This is a genomic window from Shewanella xiamenensis, assembly GCF_024971755.1.
Classification (GTDB): Bacteria; Pseudomonadota; Gammaproteobacteria; order Enterobacterales; family Shewanellaceae; genus Shewanella; species Shewanella xiamenensis.
This window is the reverse complement of record NZ_CP079718.1, coordinates 300,188-322,944: the sequence shown is the minus strand read 5'-3', so window position 1 is coordinate 322,944 and position 22,757 is coordinate 300,188. Positions and strand designations below refer to the sequence as shown.

At 45.3% G+C, this 22,757-nt stretch carries 21 protein-coding genes; 12 read left to right on the top strand and 9 right to left on the bottom strand.

Annotation, left to right across the window (positions count from 1 at the left end; genetic code table 11):
• Positions 1–5: 5 nt before the first annotated feature.
• The gene (locus tag KXJ80_RS02505) at positions 6–1,013 is read left to right on the top strand and encodes an NAD-dependent epimerase (protein ID WP_218737751.1); all 1,008 of its coding nucleotides are present in this window, start codon (positions 6–8) and stop codon (positions 1,011–1,013) included.
• Positions 1,014–1,071: 58 nt separating this feature from the next.
• Here KXJ80_RS02505 and KXJ80_RS02500 read toward each other — a convergent pair whose 3' ends face one another.
• The 3 genes from KXJ80_RS02500 to KXJ80_RS02490 all read right to left on the bottom strand — a co-directional run bounded on the left by KXJ80_RS02500 (position 1,072) and on the right by KXJ80_RS02490 (position 3,339).
• Positions 1,072–2,544: a capsule assembly Wzi family protein gene (locus tag KXJ80_RS02500; RefSeq protein WP_218737750.1), complete on the bottom strand. Its 1,473-nt coding sequence runs from the start codon at positions 2,542–2,544 to the stop codon at positions 1,072–1,074.
• Between the two features lie 66 nt (positions 2,545–2,610).
• Entirely contained in the window at positions 2,611–3,102 is a 492-nt protein-coding gene (gene coaD / locus KXJ80_RS02495) for a pantetheine-phosphate adenylyltransferase (protein WP_011718800.1), read from the bottom strand.
• A 33-nt stretch (positions 3,103–3,135) separates the two neighbouring features.
• Entirely contained in the window at positions 3,136–3,339 is a 204-nt protein-coding gene (locus tag KXJ80_RS02490; protein WP_144375925.1) for a hypothetical protein, read from the bottom strand.
• A 38-nt stretch (positions 3,340–3,377) separates the two neighbouring features.
• On the opposite strand from KXJ80_RS02490, the gene KXJ80_RS02485 reads away from it, so the two are divergent.
• Genes KXJ80_RS02485 through KXJ80_RS02470 form a run of 4 tightly spaced genes read left to right on the top strand, consistent with a single transcriptional unit; the run spans position 3,378 to position 7,141 of the window.
• Entirely contained in the window at positions 3,378–4,448 is a 1,071-nt protein-coding gene (locus tag KXJ80_RS02485) for a glycosyltransferase (RefSeq protein WP_218737749.1), read from the top strand.
• Between the two features lie 31 nt (positions 4,449–4,479).
• Positions 4,480–4,860 (top strand): HAD hydrolase family protein, encoded by a 381-nt coding sequence (locus tag KXJ80_RS02480; protein ID WP_037424029.1) that lies wholly within the window; start codon positions 4,480–4,482, stop codon positions 4,858–4,860.
• Entirely contained in the window at positions 4,851–6,416 is a 1,566-nt protein-coding gene (locus tag KXJ80_RS02475) for a capsular biosynthesis protein (RefSeq protein ID WP_218737748.1), read from the top strand. The genes KXJ80_RS02480 and KXJ80_RS02475 overlap by 10 nt, the downstream gene beginning before the upstream one ends.
• On the top strand, positions 6,413–7,141 hold the full coding sequence (locus KXJ80_RS02470; protein WP_218737747.1) for a glycosyltransferase family 2 protein: 729 nt from the start codon (positions 6,413–6,415) through the stop codon (positions 7,139–7,141). Before KXJ80_RS02475 ends, KXJ80_RS02470 begins: the two co-directional genes overlap by 4 nt.
• Positions 7,142–7,180: 39 nt before the next feature.
• On the opposite strand, the gene KXJ80_RS02465 is transcribed toward KXJ80_RS02470, so the two are convergent.
• Genes KXJ80_RS02465 through KXJ80_RS02450 form a run of 4 tightly spaced genes read right to left on the bottom strand, consistent with a single transcriptional unit; the run spans position 7,181 to position 11,397 of the window.
• Entirely contained in the window at positions 7,181–8,077 is an 897-nt protein-coding gene (locus tag KXJ80_RS02465; protein ID WP_218737746.1) for a WavE lipopolysaccharide synthesis family protein, read from the bottom strand.
• Positions 8,078–8,119: 42 nt separating this feature from the next.
• The gene (locus KXJ80_RS02460) at positions 8,120–9,196 is read right to left on the bottom strand and encodes a CDP-glycerol glycerophosphotransferase family protein (protein WP_218737745.1); all 1,077 of its coding nucleotides are present in this window, start codon (positions 9,194–9,196) and stop codon (positions 8,120–8,122) included.
• 19 nt (positions 9,197–9,215) lie between these two features.
• On the bottom strand, positions 9,216–10,301 hold the full coding sequence (locus KXJ80_RS02455; RefSeq protein WP_172589772.1) for a glycosyltransferase: 1,086 nt from the start codon (positions 10,299–10,301) through the stop codon (positions 9,216–9,218).
• A gap of 52 nt (positions 10,302–10,353) precedes the next feature.
• Positions 10,354–11,397: a glycosyltransferase family 9 protein gene (locus KXJ80_RS02450; RefSeq protein ID WP_218737744.1), complete on the bottom strand. Its 1,044-nt coding sequence runs from the start codon at positions 11,395–11,397 to the stop codon at positions 10,354–10,356.
• 88 nt (positions 11,398–11,485) lie between these two features.
• On the opposite strand from KXJ80_RS02450, the gene KXJ80_RS02445 reads away from it, so the two are divergent.
• Entirely contained in the window at positions 11,486–12,238 is a 753-nt protein-coding gene (locus tag KXJ80_RS02445; protein WP_218737743.1) for a 3-deoxy-D-manno-octulosonic acid kinase, read from the top strand.
• Positions 12,239–12,251: 13 nt separating this feature from the next.
• On the opposite strand, the gene waaA is transcribed toward KXJ80_RS02445, so the two are convergent.
• Positions 12,252–13,523, bottom strand: a complete 1,272-nt coding sequence (gene waaA / locus KXJ80_RS02440; RefSeq protein WP_169547346.1) for a lipid IV(A) 3-deoxy-D-manno-octulosonic acid transferase — start codon at positions 13,521–13,523, stop codon at positions 12,252–12,254.
• 245 nt (positions 13,524–13,768) lie between these two features.
• Here waaA and KXJ80_RS02435 point away from each other — a divergent pair, with 245 nt between their 5' ends.
• From KXJ80_RS02435 to glpG, 5 genes are all read left to right on the top strand, one after another.
• On the top strand, positions 13,769–14,416 hold the full coding sequence (locus KXJ80_RS02435; RefSeq protein ID WP_037424052.1) for a TetR/AcrR family transcriptional regulator: 648 nt from the start codon (positions 13,769–13,771) through the stop codon (positions 14,414–14,416).
• 259 nt (positions 14,417–14,675) lie between these two features.
• Entirely contained in the window at positions 14,676–15,869 is a 1,194-nt protein-coding gene (locus KXJ80_RS02430; protein ID WP_099457194.1) for a glycine C-acetyltransferase, read from the top strand.
• 11 nt (positions 15,870–15,880) lie between these two features.
• Positions 15,881–16,906, top strand: a complete 1,026-nt coding sequence (tdh, locus tag KXJ80_RS02425) for an L-threonine 3-dehydrogenase (protein ID WP_086902510.1) — start codon at positions 15,881–15,883, stop codon at positions 16,904–16,906.
• Between the two features lie 98 nt (positions 16,907–17,004).
• Complete coding sequence (gene glpE, locus KXJ80_RS02420) at positions 17,005–17,310, top strand: thiosulfate sulfurtransferase GlpE (RefSeq protein WP_037429864.1); 306 nt, start codon at positions 17,005–17,007, stop codon at positions 17,308–17,310.
• Positions 17,307–18,149 carry a rhomboid family intramembrane serine protease GlpG gene (glpG, locus tag KXJ80_RS02415; protein WP_086902511.1) on the top strand — a complete coding sequence of 281 codons (843 nt, stop codon included), beginning with the start codon at positions 17,307–17,309 and terminating at the stop codon, positions 18,147–18,149. The genes glpE and glpG overlap by 4 nt, the downstream gene beginning before the upstream one ends.
• Before the next feature lie 77 nt (positions 18,150–18,226).
• Here glpG and elbB read toward each other — a convergent pair whose 3' ends face one another.
• Entirely contained in the window at positions 18,227–18,883 is a 657-nt protein-coding gene (elbB, locus tag KXJ80_RS02410) for an isoprenoid biosynthesis glyoxalase ElbB (protein ID WP_099457193.1), read from the bottom strand.
• 385 nt (positions 18,884–19,268) lie between these two features.
• On the opposite strand from elbB, the gene polA reads away from it, so the two are divergent.
• Positions 19,269–22,037 carry a DNA polymerase I gene (polA, locus tag KXJ80_RS02405; RefSeq protein WP_099457192.1) on the top strand — a complete coding sequence of 923 codons (2,769 nt, stop codon included), beginning with the start codon at positions 19,269–19,271 and terminating at the stop codon, positions 22,035–22,037.
• Positions 22,038–22,757 lie beyond the last annotated feature (720 nt).

The window sequence follows — 22,757 nt, the reverse complement described above, 5'->3', positions numbered from 1 at the left end:
TGACGATGAAATACTTAGTTACAGGCGCCGCCGGATTTATCGGCGCTAAAGTCAGTGAGCGACTCTGTGCACAGGGCCATGAGGTTGTCGGTATCGATAACCTCAATGACTATTATGATGTCGGGTTAAAACTAGCACGACTGGCACCGCTCGAGACCTTAAACAATTTCCGCTTTATCAAACTGGATTTAGCCGACAGAGACGGCATTGCGGCATTGTTTGCAGAGCAGGATTTTCAACGGGTTATCCATCTTGCCGCACAGGCAGGGGTGCGCTACTCCCTCGATAATCCCCTCGCCTATGCCGATAGCAATTTAGTTGGGCATCTCACCATTTTAGAGGGCTGTCGCCACCATAAGATTGAGCATCTCGTCTATGCCTCTTCATCCTCTGTGTATGGCTTGAATCAAAAGATGCCATTTTCGACCGAAGACAGTGTCGATCATCCGATATCCCTCTATGCAGCGACCAAGAAAGCCAACGAGTTAATGTCGCACACTTACTCACATCTCTATCAGTTACCCACCACAGGCTTGCGCTTTTTTACCGTGTATGGCCCCTGGGGACGACCCGATATGGCCTTGTTTAAATTCACAAAAGCCATTCTCGCGGGCGACACTATCGATGTGTATAACCATGGCGATCTCAGCCGTGATTTCACCTATATCGATGATATTGTTGAGGGCATCATCAGGGTGCAAGACAAACCACCTCGCCCAACACCGGACTGGCGTGTAGAAACCGGTACACCGGCTAATAGCAGCGCCCCTTATCGCGTATTCAATATCGGCAATGGCAGCCCAGTGCAATTGCTGGATTTTATTACCGCACTCGAAAGTGCACTCGGCATTAAGGCTAAAAAGCAATTCTTACCCATGCAGCCCGGTGATGTACATTCCACTTGGGCCGATACCGAAGACCTGTTTAAGGCGGTGGGTTATAAACCCCAAGTGGATATCAATACCGGAGTGGGCAGATTTGTCGAGTGGTACCGCGCGTTTAATGCGAAGTAAGCTCTTTGAGAAAACAAAAAGGCCTGCTGATTTGCAGGCCTTTTTATTGGATTGGCGCTTAAAAACGGTATTCAAAACTGCTAAAGAAGGTCGCATTAGTATCGTTTTCTTGTACATCAAATTCCGATCTCGATACTGTACCGCCCAGACTCCACATGCCCTTCCACACCGGCATACGGTAAGAAAGTTCCAGCATCAGCAAGTCTTCCTTCGGTGGCTGTGGCGCCCATGTGGTCGCCACGTTGGTGCCGTCTTTATTCAACTTGGCATAACGCAGTAGCGAGGTAAAACCACGGCTGTTATGGAACTGACCAACCAAACCAAACACAAAGACTTGGGCATCGCTATCATAAGTCGAGCCTAAAGCTCTGCCGTAGTAACGCGCTCCACTGAGGTAAACAGGATCTTCATAGAAGCAGTTAGGCTTGCCATCACACTCGACAAAGGTATCCGAGTATTCCATAAACAGCTTGAACTGTTTACCCGATGTGCCGAAATGAGTATCTATCCCCCAAAGTGAGCCGCAATCGCTGCCGTTTTCACAGCTGCGTTCAAGGTACAAACCAACGGGGATATCCTGCCAAGTGTCGGCATAACGTAAATCGATGCTCTGGGTTCTATGGCCAGCGTCACGGCGTTGATCGGCCAAGCAAGAATCCGAACCGTCGATACACACCGCATTGCTTGCCACCGAGTCCCACCAAGAATCGAAGTCGCAATTCTGCCCTTCACCGCAAAAGAGTGTCGACCAAGACAGGCCTATTTCTAGCTGTTGAAGGGGTTTGGCGGTGAAACGCATATCCCATTCAGCCGTTTTAGGCACGGCACGCTCTTTTTCAGCCATGCTAAAACCGGTCTTGAAGGTCCAAGGACCAATCCAAGATAACCATGGCGTTTCGAAAGCGGCAGCATTATTACGGCTGAGCGACAGTGACTGCATTGGGCGCGCGTTATTAGAGCGATGCAATGCCGAATCAAATCCCGGCCCCCACCATTGTTCAACCGTACCTAAGGTGGCAATCCAGTTCCCCATGATCACTGCAAAATAAGACTCATCGAGGCGAAAATTCTTGTTATCTTGCGGATCGTACGTTTCGGCAACTGTGGTTTTATAGGCCACACGTGAGCCTAAGTATTCGTAGGAGGCTTTAGCCTCACCCTTTTCACGATAGTCAGAGCCATAATGCTGGAAGCGAGCGGGATCGGTCGCTCCCGAGAGTTTAACCCTAGCATTGCCGCGATTATCGACGGCATTCTGATAGTAAAAGTTAACTCGGGCAAAGGCTTGCACTAATCGGGGAGACAATAGCTCGGGTTCGACTTTCGCTAAGTCGCCACCAATTCCAGACCACATCAAGGGAAAGGTATTCACGGGCACCCGGATCACGCCCGCATCGGCCAGTGCTTGAATATCGGCTCTTAAATAAATATCCGAAGCATCCACCCAAGGGGCGGCAGCAACGGAAGCAGAAAACAGTAAACCAGATGCAACGCTAGCAGCGAGGATAGTGGGGGTCAAAAAAGCCTTCATAACATCCTTTTCATTATCATCGCGAGGCCTGATGCCTCAAAGGTTTTATAGAAATACTCAGCCTTATCAGGCTTTTGCGAGGTTAAGCTTGGCGGTCAACGCGCTTGCTACCTCAGGGTGAACAAACTGGCTCACATCACCGCCATGCAGCGCGACTTCCTTCACTAAGGTGGAAGAAATAAAGGAATTTTCTTCGGCCGGTGTTAAAAACACGCTCTCAAGATCTGGGCTTAATCTACGATTCATATTGGCCAATTGGAACTCATACTCAAAGTCAGACACTGCGCGCAAACCACGCACCAGCACGCTCGCACGCTGTTCCTTGGCAAAATCCACCAGCAGGCCCGAAAAACCAACCACTTCGACATTATCCAAATGCGCAGTGACACGATTCACCAGCTCAACGCGCTCCTCGAGGGTAAATCTAGGTTGCTTGGATGGATTGGCTGCAATACCAATAATCACATGCTTAAACAACTTAGCCGCACGCTCAATCAAATCGGCATGACCATTGGTAATGGGATCAAACGTCCCAGGATAAATCGCTCTTGTATGCACTTTGCTGGCTCGACTCAGATAAATACCTAAAAATCATTGCCGCCAGTCTACTCGTTTTAGCCACTTGAGTGAATCTTCCAGATAAAAACCACCAAAAATCCCATTAAAAATTGAAATACTGGCAAGAATTCCTCGGATTAAGCCCATGTAAAGGCATGAACTGATATAATGCCGACTCGCAATATATTGGATTAAGTAGGCAATGGTTTTCATCCAACCTAGGAGGATTAAAACCATACTGCAACCGATTAAGTCCACGTAATCAGAGCACTTATATGAAAAAAATCGCCATTTTTTGCCATAACTTTTTCTCGAATGGCACGGTCAAAATTGCCTTATCTCAGGCCGAAGTGCTGCAGGAAGCCGGGCAAGATGTTCACCTCTTTGTGTTCCATAAAGAGGGAGATTTTATGCCGCCAGAAAATGTGACGATTCATTACCTGTATGACGCCGGCCAAAAGCCAAGCCTACAGGAACAAAGACAACGCCTGAAGGCCAAGGTGGCCGAAGCGGAACAATCGGGTAAGTTCTCGCTATTTTTAAGTAACTCGACCGACTGCGATGTTGTTGTTTCCGGCTGCGATTTCGATCCCTGCTATTACTTTTGCCACTGCGCCCTTAAGCAAGAGCTATTGATGGAATTAAAGCGCGGTCCAGTGCATTTCTGGCGCCGCTGGAAAAAAGCCAAGGCACTGATAGGCAAAAAAATCATCACGGTTTCCAATGGCATCGCTGATGAGCTCAGAGCCACTTCCTGGCTCAAACCACAAAGCGTTCAGACCATCTATAACCCCTTTAGATTGGAGGAGATCCGCAAGAAGACTCAAGAAGAAATTGCCGAGATCCCAAGCGAGCCTTATATGATCCATGTCGGCCGCGTGACACGGCAAAAGCGCCACGATATTTTGTTTAAGGCACTTAGGGATATGCCAACAGCCCCTAAACTTGTCCTGCTGTGCAACCGCCCCAAAAAGGCGCGCAAACTGGCCAAGAAATACGGTGTCGAACACAGAATCATCACTCCAGGGTTTCAACACAATCCCTACGCCTGGATTGCCAAGGCCGAGTTGATGTTACTCAGCTCAGATTTTGAAGGCTTACCGACCGTTGTAATTGAGTCTTTAGCCTGTGGAACGCCTGTCGTCAGTACGGATTGCCCCCACGGGCCCAATGAAATTCTCACAGGCCATTTAGCACAATATCTCGTCCCCGTTCGCCAACCCGCGCTGCTGGCACAAAAGGCACTAGAGTGCTTAGCCTCACCACCTGCTTTAGACAATCTAGAAATATTAAAGGCAGTAGATAGCCAATATATTGCCGCTCAATATATTAATTTAGTAATTTAAATTATTCTCAATGAGAGTACTTGGAGTTAATGTGAAAAAATTAATTGTCGATTTGGACGGAACTATTACACTAGCGAATACTACTGACTATGAAAAAGTTTTACCTAACACAGCGTTAATTGAGAAACTTAAAGAATATAAAACCTCTGGATTTAGCATTGTAATTGCAACAGCAAGAAATATGCGAACATACGATGGAAACATCGGAAAAATCAACATACATACTTTACCAAAAATAATAAAGTGGCTAGATAAACATGAAGTTCCTTATGATGAAATTATAGTAGGAAAGCCCTGGTGTGGTAATGATGGATTTTATATTGATGATAAAGCTATTCGCCCATCTGAGTTTTTAAGCATGGATTTAAGTGAAATAAAAAGTCTACTAAACAAGGAAAATATATGTTTTTAATTATGTCTGGTGCATATGTTACCGAAGATCTTAAAGCTGAATTCGGAACAATACCACCAGCCTTTCTACCTTTAGGTAACAGACGGCTATTTCAGCATCAAATACAAAAAATTCCTAAGGGAAAGAGTATTTACCTTTCCTTACCAGACTCTTATAAAATTCCTGAAGTGGACAATACGTGGCTAGCCGCCCATAACATTAACATTATTCGTACACCAGTAAACCTTTCTATCGGCGAAGCTATTGTCACCAGTTTAAACATTGCAGAAGAAATGTCTTCAAATTCACTTAGCATTCTCTTTGGAGATACATTACTGGAGAGTTATCCAACAGAATGCGATATTATAGCAACAGCTAATACACTAGATAACTATACATGGTCCACTTTCTCAACAAAAAACGAAATTAGCAGGAAAGAAAACAAACAAATTATATGTGGTTATTTTAACTTCACCCATCCAAAAAAACTAATAAAATGTATCACAATTGAGCGCTGGGACTTTATTAATGGAGTAAATCGTTACAATAATGAAAATGGATTATCAAATTTTAAAGTTAAAAAGTGGTATGATTTTGGTCATATAAACACATATTACCACTCAAAAACAGCATTTACGACACAAAGAGCTTTCAATGATCTGAAAATAAACCAAACACAGATTACAAAATCTAGCAAAAATAATAATAAAATTCTTGCCGAAGCAAACTGGTTTGAATCAATACCACCAATGCTCAGAGTTTATACCCCACAATATTTGGGTTGCACTGAAGATAAACTAGGAAATTATAGCTACTCTTTAGAATATCTTCACAACATTTCCTTGAATGAATTATTTGTATTCACTGAGATTCCAACTAGCATTTGGGATAACATTTTCACTCATTGCATAAAATTCATTGACTATTGTAAAGAAGTAAAAAATGTTAAAAATGAAAAATTTTTCAATGAATTACTAACCGTAAAAACAAAAGATAGATTAAATGATTATCTCTTGAGTGAAAAAATAAAAATTGACGAAAAGTGGACATTTAACAAAAACATCAAGTGTAGCATTTTAGATATTTTAGATCTAAGCAAACAATATCTTCCAGCAGAAAGTAAGCACGCAACATTAATGCATGGAGATTTTTGCTTTAGCAATATTTTGTATGATTTCAGAGCTGACAAGATAAAAGTCATAGATCCAAGAGGAATTACACATCAAGGACAAATCAGCATTTATGGTGATATTTTATATGATATAGCTAAGCTAAGTCACTCCGTATTAGGAATGTATGATTGGATTATTGCTGGTTACCATCAAACAAGTGTTGACTACGCTAAAAGAGAATTATCAATAATCTTACCAAACGATAACAAAATCGATAAAATAAAGTCGTCGTTTTTAAATAAGGTTTGCAAACATTACAATCTAACACCGTTAAATATATATGCCATGCAAATTCAACTTTTCATATCCATGTTAACATTACACTCTGATGATAAATATAGGCAATCAGGGCTATTTGCTAATGCTTTCAGAATTTACAGTATTATGAAGGAGCTTATAAAATGATTGTAATCCCAATGGCAGGACTAAGTAGTCGATTTTTTAAAGAAGGATATGAGCAACCAAAATATATGTTACTAGCCCATGGATTATCTCTGTTTGAGCACTCAGTTAAAAGCTTTGAAAAATATTTCAAAAGCGAAGAGTTTATTTTTATAGTTCGAGATAGCTATGAGACTCCTAATTTTGTAAGAAAAAAATCAGAGATCCTAGGCATAAAAAACTTCAAAATAATAGTTCTTCATGAAAATACAAAGGGACAGGCTGAGACAGTTTTTCTCGGCTTAAAAGAGATTAACAAAACAGAAGAACCAATCACTATTTTCAATATAGACACATTTAGACCAGGATTTATATACCCGGAATTGGAAGCGCTCGGAGATGGCTACTTAGAAGTATTTCAGGGCGAAGGAGATAACTGGTCATTTGTGAGAGCAATTTCCAATGAAACAACGTTGATTGACTTAACTACTGAGAAAAAACCTATATCCAAATTATGCTGCACTGGGTTGTATTATTTTAAAAGCAGTAAAGATTACATAGATGCATATAATGATTACATACGTCTCCCTATAGAAAAATGGGAAAAGGGAGAACTATATGTAGCACCGCTGTATAACTATCTCATAAGAAAAAATAAAAAAATACATTATAATTTAATATCTAGAGAGGATGTCATATTTTGCGGAGTCCCTTCGGAATATAAAGACTTTCTATCAGTAAATGATTAAAAATCTTAGCCTACAATGCATAAAACATGCATTGTAGGTTTAATTTATTTTTTTTAACTTATTCCAAAAATCTCTTAGTCCAGACTTTTTCAAAATAAATTTATTTATAAAATATAGATTATATACTAATCTCCCAAATATATTTCCATTGATAAAGTATGCCTGATCTCTATAAGGTCGTTTAAATCTACGAGGTATATCTAAGCCTAGCTTTTTAAATGGCAAAAAATTAAAATCTTCTTGAATTCTTGACTTTGCCAACAAACACTCCTCAAGACTAACATTTCGTTCAGAATTTATTTCAATATTTGAAAAATAGTTCTTATAAAAACGTCGCCCCAACATTTGTTCGACAGTCCTATAGTCATCATAATGAAGATAATTTTTGTCTGTATCACCAAAAAGCTCACCTTTCCAATACTTTATAACATCTTCAGAATATCCTATAAATATAAAGTCACTTAAGTGATAATCAACATAACTCCTTCCACCAAATTTAAAGTACTCTGTGCGACTGTATATATCCAATATGGTCAAACGTCCTTTAAATCTACTGGCTTTAACCAATAAAGAAGGGAGAATATCTATCAAGTTATTATTGATAAATTTAAAATCAGATCTAACTTTACAACAATAAATAGATTCGACTAACTCCAATCCGGCTACAACACCATGTATTTGTCTATTCACATTCTCAAATTTTGGAATTGAGTTGATACATCCGGCCTGATTAGGGCCTACGTCATCAGGACAAACTATAAGATCTATCAAAGATAATACTTCAAGAGGGATCACGACGTTATCTGACCTTGAATATATTATTTTGGAATCAGGAAAATATTTTCGTAAAGTTCTAAAGCATTCATCAGAAGAAATATGATTTCTATCTGTATGCGGAAAGTAAGGTCCTTGCACAACAAAAGTAAGTTCTTTCATTTTTATCTCAAAATAAATTTAAACTAATCATAAATCAAAATTTTACCAAAACTTCCAATAGCCCAACTTGCGGCGCATTTTAAAGTGTCGCAGTAGGTTCAATGGCTTAGGTTTAAGCCAAGCGGTTCCCTTATCAATCAAGGCATCGGTCGCCGCGAGTACACGCTGGCTAGACTGACCATCTCCCGTGGGGTGAATTTGATTACAATAATCATGGATATGCGCCATCAAATCATCGGGGCGGCTGAGCGCTCTAGTGAGTGCAGGTTCAATCTCTTCGACTCGGTTAATATCGATTAAATGCGCCTTCGGTGACTGATTTTTAAAGGTCACTACAGGCTTACGCTGCATTAAAAACATCAATAAAATCGAGGATGTATCGCAGAGCATCACATCTCCCGCCTGCAAAAGTGGGATCACGTTGTCGGTTTCTACAAACTGGAGATTCTCATTTTCGAGAGTCTTGTATTGCTCAACAATGCTAGGTTTCATCTTAGGATGGAATTGTACCAACCAGCGCCACTGACTCTTTTGCGACAGGGCTTTAATCTGCTCAAATACCTCAGGCGCACAGGTCAGACTGGGGGAGAATGTTGAGCAAAACAGCACTACGGGCCGAGGATCGTCGGGCTTAATGTAAGGATTATCTTTATTTTCAATAAATAAAGGATCGAGCGCTGGCCAGCCCGTTTCGGCTACGGTAAAGGTGCCGAATTTTTTCTCTAGCTCAAGGAAAGGTAGCGTCGTCGCCGGCCCTTGGGTGCAATACAGGTCAAAGCAATCTCGGATTTCGAAGTGATCTTCTCGCCCCTTATGATTCATTTTGCCCGCGTTAAAACCGTGGAACACCCCTACTTTTACCCCAGGGATAAAACTTGGCACTACGTTACCCGGCACGAACACGGCATCGGGTTTCCATGCCTTAACGGCATCGATATCGAGTAAGCGTTTTTCATCCGCTTTAAGGAATTTGGGGTCTACCTCACGGCCTTCGAGGAACCAACACGCCTCATCGCCACGCGCCAGAATCACTTGCTGCAGCGGCCTTAGCATCGCATAGGAATAGTTCTGTGCGATGTAGAACAAATAACGTCTTTTGTTTGATTTGCGCGCTTCCACCGCTTTCTCCTCGGGTAAATTATTTCGCTAACGCGAGATATTGTTCGGCAATTGCAGTCGCATCCACCTTAGCTAAAATCTCAACATGTTCGAGGGATGGCGGCTGCGCGACCACGGCGTCAATCATCTTCGCCAAGGCCGCAGGATTACGACGGGGCACAAGATAGGGAGCCAAATTTCCGGTCAAAATCTCATTCGGTCCGTGTGGGCAATCGGTACTCACCACTGGTGTGCCACAGGCTAAGGATTCGATTAATACCGTCGGCAATCCTTCGAAATCGGAACTCAGCACCAGTGCTTTCGCACGTTTGATCCAAGGAAAAGGATTACTCTGGAATCCAGGAATGATTAAGCGCTTCTCGATGCCGAATTTCTTCGCTGCTTTAATTGCCTTCTTATGGTTATGGCATAACAACACTACGGGTAGCTGATTTTGGGTCTGTTTAAGAGCCTCAAACAACACATCGTGGCGCTTCTGCTTAGCAAAACGTCCTACGTGGATCAGATAGTCACCCTGAGGAATTTGCGGATTATCTTGCTGTGACTGAGCAACAATCTCATTAAATTCAAATGGATTGTAGATGGTTCGCATTGATGCTGGGTGCAAACGCCCCTTGGCTTGAATCTCTTTAGCGATGCCATTGGATACAGTGATCAAATGCTGGCCATTGAGCGCTTTTTTCGCCCGCAGTTTCTTGAAGTAGGCGAAGGGGCCTAACTTAAACTGACGACTCAATTCTTCTTCAACTGATGAGTGCACAATCACATAGAGTGGTGTCACCCCGGTTTTGGTCATCATCAAGTTGGTTTTATCAAGATTGGATAAAAACAGATCGAACTTACCGACTCGGGACTCAATCTCGGCAATCTTTGCCCGTAATTTATCGACCGATGCCCCTAGGTGCCCGAAGTGGTCATAATCTTTATCTTTGTCGGCAAAACATTGATGAACAGGTAAATTGTCTGGGGTTTCGTAATAACGATTATCTTCCATGACCAAAAAATGCGGCTCATGCCCTAGGCTAATAAACTGCTTTGCCAAGGTAATCATGACCTTCTCGGCTCCACCACCCGCTAAACTGTCGATGGCTATGGCTATCCGCATGATTTTTCTCCTAAACGATAATCTAAAACTCAGGGTGACAAGCTAACAGTGGTTAACTGTGTGTCTGCTGAATAACCTGATCAAATTTCTCTATCACAGCGTCAACACTAATTAGCGCCATAAGGTGCTCACCCTTGGCTCGGGTGCCCCATTTCACCTCACCGCTTTGCTGTGAGGCGATGGCCTCTTGATAGGCGCTCACCACATATTGCTGCGATAAATAAGGCCCGGTGCGCCCTGGGTTGGAATGGGCATATAAACCTATGACTGGCGTCCCTTGAGTGACCGCCATATGTGCAGGGCCAGTGTCGGGCGCGAGCACTAGGCTGGCGCGTTTCAGTAGAGCCAGCAATTGGGTCAAACTGGTTTTGCCGACCAAGTTATCGAGTTTGGCAGAGCACGCATTGGCAATATCGTCGGCCAATGTCTTTTCAAGTACTGTTGGGCCACCGCAGAGAATAACTCGATACCCCTTATTCACCGCATGCTGCGCCACGGCGGCATAACGCTCAGGCAGCCAATTACGCTCAGCTTTACTAGCGGCCGCGCAAATGACTAATACCTTCTCATCATCGACAATATGGCGCTGGGCAAATTCAGTGTCCGCTTGAGGGACAGGAATATTCCAACTCGGGGTAATATCGCTAACACCAATCGCCTTGGCGAACCCCATAAAACCGTCGAGCACATGGGGTTGAGCTAAAGGTTCTACTCTATGATTGGTGACTAGCCATTGACCTTCTTTGGCGCGGGCACGGTCGAATCCGACCCGAACCTTTGCCGAAATAGCGAGGGATGCCAAGGTCGCACGCAGCGCCACTTGCATATGCAGCAGCACATCAAAACGGCGGCCTTTCAATGCCTTATGCAGATAAAAATAGCTACGCCAGCCTTGGGATTTATCGAAAATCACAAACTCAATGCCGGGCAAGTGCTTCAGCAACTGATATTCAAGTTTACCTATCACCCAAGTGATTTTGAGCTGGGGATATTGGCGCTGAATGGCCTGCACCATCGCCACAGCATGACAGACGTCACCGATAGCCGATAGCCTCAACAGGCAGAGAGAATTCATGGTGTTAATATCTAAACTCAAGCGAATAGCCCTTAAGGTTATTTGGCGCAAGCTGAGGATCTTAATGTAGAATGGCCGCAGGTGCCACGCTTAAGTCAACAAATCTCCCATGAACGCACAAATCAAAATCATAAATACTGCCAATGGCTATATGGCACTTTGCCAAGATACGCCAGAGGACATCACGCCGGCTTGGTTCTCGGTCGATTTTTGGCGCGAAAAAGCTGCAGTTGTGGGTTCATCCAAGGGCCGCTATACCACTTGGTTTGTAGCATTTGAGCACAGTCATTGGGTACTGCGGCATTACTGGCGCGGCGGCCTGATGGAGAAATTCAGTAAGGATGCCTACTTCTATACCGGGCTTGAAAACACTCGCGCCATGGGTGAATTAAGGCTGCTTGACCTGCTTTACCGTGAGCAATTTGCGGTGCCTAAACCTATTGCCGCCAATGTTGTGCGTGATGGCTTGTTTTACCGTGCCGACATTATTATTGAGCGAGTCGATGGCGCCGAAGACTTGGTCGCTAAGTTAACGAAAGACGCCATGGCTCCAGAGCAGTGGCAAGCTCTTGGCGCGACCATTGCCCAGTTTCATCGCCGCGGCGTTTACCATGCCGACTTAAACGCAAAGAACATTTTGTGGCAACCACAGCAAATGAACGGTGCACAAGAGCGCTTTTATCTGATTGATTTTGACAGGGGTGAAATCAAAACGCCCAATGCCCAATGGCAGAAGGCGAACCTTGAAAGGCTGCTACGCTCCTTCAATAAAGAACAAGGTAAGCAGCAAACACTTGCCTTTACACCCGCTAACTGGGCTGCATTGCTCGAGGGTTATCATTCAATTATCCCAAAAGCCTAATACCTCAGTGGCACTAGGCTGTTTGGCTCAGTAACGATTCGGCGAGAGCAAACTGACGCTGCAAAGCACCACGATTGGCTTCTACCACGGCAAGGCCTGCTTCAGCGGCTTGTTGGCGTAAAATCGGCTGCTCAAAATACTGAATTAAATTATCCCCCAACTCTTGCCCTGAACTCACAATCCGCAAGCCACCCGCATCTGCCAACATTTGGGTAATTTGGGCAAAATCCCAATGATTTGGCCCTACCATTACTGGCACGCCCATGGCCGCGGGTTCGAGGGGATTATGGCCGCCATTTTCAATCAAAGTACCTCCCACAAAGGCTTGATCGGCCGCGCCATAAAAGGTTAATAGTTCACCCATGGTATCGCCCACCAGCACCTGCGTCGTGGCAGTAATTGCTTGAGCATCACTGCGGCGCACATATTCAAAACCTTGGCTAGCGGCAACCTCCGCCACCGCCACAAACTGCTCTGGGTGACGCGGCACAATGATCAGCAGCGCCTCCGGCCACTTAGCGAGCAACCGTTTATGGGCACTTAACATGGCATCAAACTCACCGGGGTGAACACTGCCTGCTACCCACACGGGCGCCGTCTCACGCCCCCAAGCTTGCCGAAGCGCTCGTGCGAGGGTTAAGCGCTCGGGCGTAATACTTAAATCAAACTTCAAACTGCCGCAAACAGTCACTCTGTCAGCAGGCACTCCAAGGTCGATAAATCGCTGCGCTTCAACTTGGGTCTGCACCGCAATCACATCTAAGCGTTGCAACATGGGACGACTTAATTGCGAACGCTTGGCATACTGCGCCGCCGATTTAGCCGACAGCCTAGCATTGGCGAGCATCAAGCGCACGCCGCGCTTAGCCGCCAGTGCCAACAGATTCGGCCATAACTCAGTTTCCATTATGATGCACCATTTAGGGGATAACTGGCGCAGAAAACGGCTCACACACCAAGGCAAATCGAAGGGCAAATAGCAGTGCTGCACTTGATCACCAAAGGCTTTGCGTACCTCGGCAGAGCCGGTGGGACTGGTGGTAGTAACCGTAATGCTTAGCTCAGGGTGCGTTTGCATAATCAAACGGATCAAGGGAATAGCCGCGAGCGTTTCTCCCATCGACACCGAATGGATCAGTAAATCCGTCGGTTTAAGTTGGGCTAATCCGAAGCGTTCGCCCCAACGGCCACGATAGTCTGGACTTTTAATGGCTCTAAAAGCCAAATAGACAATGAGTAGAGGGGATAAAAGATAAAGCAACACACTGTAAAAAAATCGATTCATAAAATCGTGCTGATGAGATTTTGCCTGTTGGATAACGGCAATGTTAGCATAATATACCCAAGCGACCTCAAGATACGAGTTCAAGCCTCTCGAAGTTGTTTGCGTATACCAATCCTATTGAATTTTTGTGCGTTGGGGCTTAATCAATAGGGTTTTAAATTAGGGATAATTTACCAGCAGTGTAGCGGTCGTTGGTTAGCCTTCTTTAGTCAATTTGCAGCGTTCACTAGCCACTTGGAAAACATATGAAAACCCGCGACAAAATTATTTACGCCAGCCTTGAGCTGTTCAATGAGCATGGCGAACGAAATATCACCACCAATCATATTGCCGCTCACCTAAATATGAGTCCCGGGAATCTTTATTACCACTTCCGTAATAAGGAAGATATTATTCAGTCGATCTTCAGTCTCTACGAGGCGCACCTTGAATCGGGGTTTCAGCCCTATGAGGGCGAGCAAGTCAACGTAGAACAGCTGATCGGCTATTTTGATGCGATGTTTTACACCCTGTGGCAATTCCGTTTTATGTACGCCAATTTGGCCGATATCCTCGCCCGCGATGAAGAATTAAAAAGCCGATATTTGCACGCCCAGCAGCAAGTATTAACCCGTTCAAGTCACGTGCTAGGTAAACTCAAGCAGGATGGTTTTTTAAATATTGATAACGATAAAATCACGCCACTTGCCGACACCATCAAGATGATTGTGAGTTTTTGGATTGGTTATCAGCTTACCCAATCGAGCACGTCCACCATCACTAAAGGCATTTTGTACGAAGGAGTATTGCGGGTATTGATGATTTTTAAGGCCTACGCCACGCCAACCTCCCAAGCGACCTTCTGTCGTTTAGAGCAGCACTACCACGAGTTAGCGACCCAAGATTCGCTTTAATCGTCCAACGCCGTCGCATTTAGCGCTAAACTCAACAGGTTAAACACGCTAAATGCGGGCTCAATTCATGCCGTTGGCGGTGATGCGACCGACAAGCCGATCATGTTGCACATTAGTTTTTATAATGTAACAACCCCTTTAGCCCTAAACTAATTTATCTAGCTAACCTGCATGAAAAAAAGGCTGTAGGCCGATAGGGTTTAGCGTTAGAATGCCGCAACTCCCAGAATCAGAATAAAGTTAACTAAGGAGATATCAGGTGGCCTCTACCTCATTCTACGCACAGATTAATCAACAGCTTGCGGATATCAAAGCCGAAGGTTTATATAAAAGCGAGCGTGTTATTGCCTCACCGCAACAGACAGCCATTCAAGTAAATCACCAAGAAGTTGTTAACTTTTGCGCCAACAACTATCTAGGCCTAGCTAATCATCCTGAACTGATCAAAGCCGCACAGCAAGGCTTAGACAGTCATGGCTTTGGTATGGCGTCGGTCCGTTTTATTTGTGGAACCCAAGACATCCACAAGCAACTCGAAGCCAGCCTGAGTGAGTTCCTCGGCATGGAAGACACGATTCTGTACTCTTCTTGCTTCGACGCCAACGCAGGCCTGTTCGAAACCCTGTTAGATGCCGAAGATGCGATTATTTCCGACGCCTTAAACCATGCCTCTATCATCGATGGCGTGCGTTTATGTAAGGCCAAACGTTTCCGCTACGCCAACAACGATATGGCGGATTTAGAGACGCAACTGATCGCCGCAAAAGCAGCTGGCGCGCGCAATATTTTGATCGCCACCGACGGCGTATTCTCAATGGACGGCGTCATCGCCAACCTGCAAGGTGTGTGTGACTTAGCCGATAAATACGGTGCATTAGTGATGGTTGACGACTCACACGCCGTGGGCTTTGTTGGCCAAAACGGCCGTGGTTCACACGAACACTGCGGTGTGATGGGTCGAGTCGATATTATCACTGGCACCTTAGGCAAAGCCTTAGGCGGTGCATCGGGCGGTTTCACTTCAGGTAAAAAAGAAGTCATCGACTGGTTACGTCAACGCTCTCGCCCTTACCTATTCTCTAACTCATTGGCGCCTTCGATTGTAACTGCCTCTATCCATGTATTAGAGATGCTCAAATCGGGCCAAGCACTGCGTGAAGCGGTATGGGAAAACAGCCGTTACTTCCGCGAGAAAATGTCAGCGGCAGGCTTTATCTTAGGCGGTGCCGACCACGCGATTATCCCTGTGATGATTGGCGATGCCAAATTGGCGAGCGATTTCGCTAACCGCTTATTAGCAGAACATATTTACGTTATCGGCTTCTCCTTCCCTGTGGTACCAAAGGGACAAGCCCGTATCCGTACGCAAATGTCAGCGGCCCACACCCGTGAGCAACTCGACAAAGCAATTGAAGCCTTTACCCGTATTGCTAAAGAAATGGCGATTATTTAGGACCCTACAAAATGAAAGCACTAAGCAAGTTAAAAGCCGAAAAAGGTATTTGGTTAGTCGATGCGCCTAAACCTGAAATGGGCCATAACGATCTGCTGATCAAGATTAAAAAGACCGCCATTTGCGGCACCGACATGCACATCTACAACTGGGACGAATGGTCACAAAAAACCATTCCTGTACCTATGGTGGTAGGTCACGAATATGTGGGTGAAGTGGTTGATATCGGACAAGAAGTTCGTGGCTTTAACATTGGTGACCGCGTTTCTGGCGAAGGCCATATCACCTGCGGCCACTGCCGTAACTGCCGCGCTGGTCGCACCCATTTATGCCGTAACACCTCAGGTGTGGGTGTAAACCGCGAAGGTTCATTTGCCGAATATTTGGTTATCCCGGCCTTTAACGCCTTCAAAATCCCCGATGATATCAGCGACGATTTAGCCTCTATTTTCGACCCATTCGGTAACGCAGTGCACACTGCGCTGTCATTCGACTTAGTGGGCGAAGACGTGTTAATCACTGGCGCTGGTCCTATCGGAATTATGGCTGCGGCCGTATGTCGCCACGTTGGCGCTCGTCATGTGGTCATTACCGACGTTAACGAATACCGCTTAGAGTTGGCCCGTAAAATGGGTGCTACCCGCGCAGTTAACGTGGCTCAGGAAAGCCTGAAAGACGTGATGAAAGAACTCGGTATGACTGAAGGGTTCGACGTGGGTCTAGAAATGTCTGGCGTACCTTCTGCCTTCCACGCCATGTTAGATACCATGAACCACGGCGGCAAAATCGCGATGCTCGGTATTCCGGGTGGTGAAATGGCGATTGATTGGAGCAAAGTGATCTTCAAGGGTCTGGTCATCAAAGGCATTTACGGCCGTGAAATGTTCGAAACCTGGTACAAGATGGCAAGCTTGATCCAATCTGGCTTAGATATTTCGCCTATCATCACCCATCACTACAAGATTGATGATTTCCAAAAAGGCTTCGACGCTATGGGCTCGGGCCAATCTGGTAAAGTCATCCTCAGCTGGGATTAATTCTCTTAGCTATGCCAATCACGGGGCTGTACACATGCAGCCCCATGTTGCACACTTATCCCATCGCTTATTCCTTTTCAGTTATTTCAGGTTTTATTATGTCTTCCTTTAAACACCTTAGCGTGAATCAATTAGTGCAAATGACCGAGTCAAAGCCAGTGCAAATCGTCGATATTCGCGATGGTCATAGCTTTAACAACGGCCACATTGATGGCGCATTTAATTTGAATAACGAGAATCTAGCGCACTTTATTAGCCAAGCGGATATGGACAGTCCTTTAGTGGTGGTTTGCTACCATGGCATCAGCAGCCAAAATGCCGCGCAATATCTGTGTGAGCAAGGGTTTGATGACGTTTATAGCCTAGATGGTGGCTTTAGCGCTTGGCATGAGGCCAATGCATGATAGAGATTGGCAGACTCCCCAACAGCAGAGCCGCGCAGGCCTTTGTCGATTACCTCAAAGGTGAACAGATAGACTGCCAAATTCAGCCATTGCCGCAGGGAGTCGCTATTCTGGTTATCCGCGATCAGGATGCCGAGCAAGCCCGTAAAGAATTTGCCCACTTTATCGCTCATCCTTACGATAACAAATACTTACAAGCCTCGTGGGAGCATGGTGATACCAATACTAAGCTCGACTATGGCGCCCCTTCTTTACAGCTATTTACCCAATTTATCACAGGCGCAGGCCCAGTTACTCTTATCATCTTCGGCCTCTGTGTACTGATTTATGCTGCGATGAATTTAGGCTTCGCCAGCCCCGTTTACCAAGCACTCTCCTATTTTGGCGCAGTGTCTGACACCAGTTTTAGTGAATTCTGGCGCGTGTTTACCCCAAGCCTGATGCACTTTTCCGCCATGCATATCATCTTCAATTTGCTCTGGTGGTGGTATTTGGGTGGAAAAATCGAGACTCGCATAGGCACAGCCCCGCTGTTAATCCTGCTACTGGTCGCGGGTACTTTGCCCAATATCGTCCAATACTATGTTAGCGGTCCCAACTTTGGCGGGCTGTCAGGCGTAGTGTATGCGGTCGCCGGTTACACTTGGGTCATGGGGCGACGTAAACCAGAGGCGGGTATAGGCTTACCGCCATCCTACATGGGATTTATGCTGATTTGGCTGGTGTTAGGCTTTACGGATTTCTTAGGTGTTTCAGTTGCGAATGGCGCCCATATTGGTGGGCTATTGATAGGTCTCGCCCAAGGCTGGCTTGATAGTCGCAGTAAAGCCACTCGCTAACTCACCGCGATTTCTTCCATATTCAGATACAAATGCAGGGTAAGCCTTAGAGTTTACCCTGCTGTGTTTAGGCGTAATTACTTGGCTAGTTCTAGCACTTTGGCGACCAGCTTCTCGATGCCAGAGTGTGCCTCAGCAATATTCCCCGCCAACATATAAGCGGGCGTACTAATAATCCTATTATCCTCATCCACCACGATATCATGCACAGTCGCTGCCTGATGATTGCCGCCCATCAGATTAAAGGCTGCCACCGTATCCACATCATTACCGATAGTGCCCTTAGCGCCGTGCCCATATAAACGCGGGATCATCATAGGCGCGATGCAAATAAAGCCGACAGGCTTTTTCGCAAGAATAAATTCATTAATAAAATCAGTAACGAGTGGATTCACTTCACACTCACTGCCATTAGTGGCGAAGTTACACAGATTTTTCGCCGCCCCAAAACCACCAGGGATAACTAGCGCATCAAAGTCGCTGATATCGAGTTCGGTCGTTGCCTTTACTTCGCCGCGGGCGATACGCGCCGATTCAACCAGCACATTTCGTGTCGCCGACTTGTCTACTTCACCAGTGAAGTGATTAACAACATGCATCTGATTGATATCAGGAGCAAAACACTGATATTGAGCCCCGGCTTTCGATAGAGATAATAACGTTAAAACCGATTCATGGATCTCTGTTCCATCGAAAACACCGCACCCACTGAGTAATACTGCGATTTTTTTCATTATAAATATCCTTCTTATGTCATTTGGTTTTAACAAACTGTAAACAAAATGGTTGATCTGCTTAAAAATCGTGCTAACTTAGTTCGTCGAATCTAAGGGTCGGTGAAAATTAAGCCAGCCTCTAGGTATTTTACGGAGTCAATAAAAAATCCACAAATCAGGAAGATTTTTCAAGAAACAGTATTTAACTCACACAAATATAATAAAAACATAAAAATCAACAACTTAAAAATATCGCACCAAGCCGTAATTATCGCCATTATTCACAGTTGACTTTTTCACTCACAGAGTTATCCACAGGCTGAGAGTCAATTTGCCGTGGCTGAAATACCACTTCTGTGGCATGCTTAGCGCCATCTAAGTCATCGATAAACGAAAATTACTTATGCCGACCATAGCCAATAACCCACTTGTCCTTGTGGATGGATCTTCTTATTTATATCGCGCCTATTATGCGCCTCCTCACCTGACAAACTCAAAGGGCGAAGCTACTGGTGCAGTTTATGGCGTAGTGAATATGCTCCGCAGCTTATTAAGCCGTTATCAACCTAGTCATATCGCTGTGGTGTTCGACGCTAAAGGCAAAACCTTCCGCAATGACTTATATGAAGAATACAAGGCGCATCGACCACCGATGCCGGATGACCTGCGCTCACAAATTGACCCCCTGCACCGTATTATCCGTGCCTTAGGCTTGCCCTTAATCTCTATCCCAGGTGTTGAGGCAGATGATGTTATCGGCACTATCGCTCGCCAAGCGAGCCGCGAAAACCGCGCCGTACTCATCAGTACAGGCGATAAAGATATGGCGCAGCTGGTTGATGACAATATCACGCTGATCAACACCATGACAGATACCATTATGGGCCCTGAAGAAGTTGCGGCTAAATATGGTGTAGGTCCAGACAGAATTATCGATTTCTTAGCGCTGATGGGCGATAAGGCGGATAACATTCCCGGTTTACCTGGTGTTGGCGAAAAAACCGCATTAGCTATGCTCACGGGGGCGGGTAGTGTAGCCAATTTGCTTGCAGAGCCCGAAAAAGTCACCGAATTAGGCTTTAGGGGCGCAAAAACCATGGCGGCGAAGATCATCGACAATGCCGACATGCTAAAGCTGTCCTATGAGCTTGCCACCATTAAAACCGATGTTGAACTCGAACATGATTGGCATGAGCTCACCGCCAAACCTTCTGATCGAGACGAACTGATCAAATGCTACGGCGAGATGGAGTTTAAACGCTGGCTTGCCGAAGTCTTAGATAATAAGGCGCCAACAACGGTCGCAGTAAAAGCTGAAACAACAGAGACCCAAGAAGAATCAGCGCCCAGCGTCACGATTGAAACCCAATACGATACGATTCTGACCGAAGCTCAGCTTGATGAGTGGATTGCCAAACTCAAACAAGCGCCATTAATGGCCGTGGATACCGAGACCACCAGCCTCGACTATATGGTTGCGGAACTTGTTGGCATGTCCTTCGCAGTGGAAGCAGGAAAAGCCGCTTATCTGCCTTTAACCCACGACTATGTTGGCGCACCTCAACAATTAGATAAGCAGACTGCACTCGAAAAACTGCGCCCCTTACTCGAAGATGCCAAGATCAAAAAAGTCGGTCAAAATCTGAAATATGACATCAGCGTATTGGCCAATGCAGGCATAAAACTCCAAGGCGTGGTATTCGACACTATGCTCGAATCCTATGTGTTTAACTCGATCGCCTCACGCCATGATATGGATGGGTTGGCGCTAAAATATCTGGGCCATAAAAATATCGCCTTTGAAGATATCGCAGGTAAAGGTGCTAAACAGCTAACCTTTAACCAAATTCCGTTGGAAACAGCAGCTCCCTATGCGGCGGAAGATGCCGATATTACGCTACGCCTACATCAACACCTGTGGCCAAGACTCGAAAAAGAAGCTGAATTAGCCTCAGTTTTTACCGATATTGAACTGCCGCTGATCCAAATTCTGTCCGATATTGAACGCCAAGGTGTGTTTATCGATAGTATGTTGCTTGGTCAACAGAGTGATGAACTTGCCCGTAAAATCGATGAGTTAGAAACTAAAGCTTATGATATTGCTGGTGAAAAATTCAATTTAAGTTCACCAAAGCAACTGCAAGTGCTGTTTTTTGACAAGCTGGGTTATCCGGTTATCAAAAAGACACCTAAGGGTGCACCATCCACCGCCGAAGAAGTGCTGGTCGAATTGGCATTAGATTTTCCTCTGCCTAAGGTGATCCTTGAGCATCGCAGCCTGACCAAGTTAAAGAGTACTTATACCGATAAGTTACCTTTAATGGTGAACGCTAAAACGGGCCGAGTACACACAAGCTACCATCAGGCCAACGCCGCAACGGGGCGTTTATCCTCGAGCGAACCAAACCTACAGAATATTCCTATCCGCACCGAGGAAGGTCGTCGTATTCGCCAAGCCTTTATTGCTCCGCAGGGACGTAAGATTTTAGCCGCCGACTATTCGCAGATTGAATTGCGGATCATGGCGCATTTATCCCAAGATGCAGGCTTACTCAAAGCCTTCGCCGAAGGCAAAGACATTCACAGAGCCACCGCCGCCGAAGTATTTGGCACCGACTTTGACAGCGTAACCTCGGAGCAACGACGCCGCGCCAAAGCCGTTAACTTTGGCCTGATCTATGGTATGTCCGCCTTTGGATTGGCGCGTCAGCTCGACATCCCCCGCAACGAGGCACAAACCTATATAGACACTTACTTCGCCCGCTATCCAGGTGTATTAAGGTATATGGAAGAAACACGAGCCAGTGCAGCAGAGCTAGGCTATGTCTCTACGCTATTTGGTCGCCGTTTGTATTTACCCGAAATTCGCGACCGTAATGCAATGCGCCGCCAAGCAGCAGAAAGAGCAGCGATTAACGCCCCAATGCAAGGCACCGCCGCGGATATCATTAAAAAAGCCATGATCAGCATTGCCGATTGGATAAAAACTGATACCCAAGGTGAAATCGCCATGATCATGCAAGTGCACGACGAATTAGTGTTCGAAGTCGATGCCGATAAAGCTGAAAAACTCAAGCTCAAGGTGTGTGAACTCATGGCGAAAGCGGCCAATCTGGATGTAGAACTCCTGGCCGAAGCCGGCATTGGTGATAACTGGGATCAAGCCCACTAGCATTTAAACTGTAGACTTTAGCTTCGAACCTCATTGCTAACACTTACTAAGGCTCATTCATTAAAGGATGGGCCTTTGTATTTGGTGCGACTTTTATATACCGCTAAAATCGACGCCACAGAGGACAACATGGCGAGAAGTTGCTTACGTAGGCGAAAACCTTAAGGGCTAAGTCACCTTAAGAGCGGGAAACAGCATTCGACTCTCTATACAATGCTCTAAGTCACTAATGCAATCTCCCCTCAATTCTCGCTGCTTAAACACCGCCATAAGCACAACCTGCTATCCGCGAGACACTCCACACAAGCCTAAACAATCGTTCGCTGATGGATACAACCAACAACAATCCCCGAAATAGAGTAAAAACATTAAAACTGAAGAATTGATCAATTCTGTACTAAAAATACAGTCTATTTAGCTAAAACAGTGGTTTAGATACTCTTTGTGAAAAGTTTAGATCAAACGTCGCTGATTTTTTCACCTAAAACTTGAGATCTACCGCACACAATTATCACTTTTTCAAAAAAACTGTTTTCCATTTAAAGATAAATAGCGTATTATTCTCTGCGTAGGGTACAGAGGTTAAGATGTTCTATCTTTCAGACCTTTATTTCACTTATAGTGACGAGCCAAATTCTGGCGCCCCAGCAACTTGTTTGCTGGGGCTTTTTTTTGCTTTTTTTTCGCTCTAGGGATGATTTCAACAAAGGCGAGTAAATT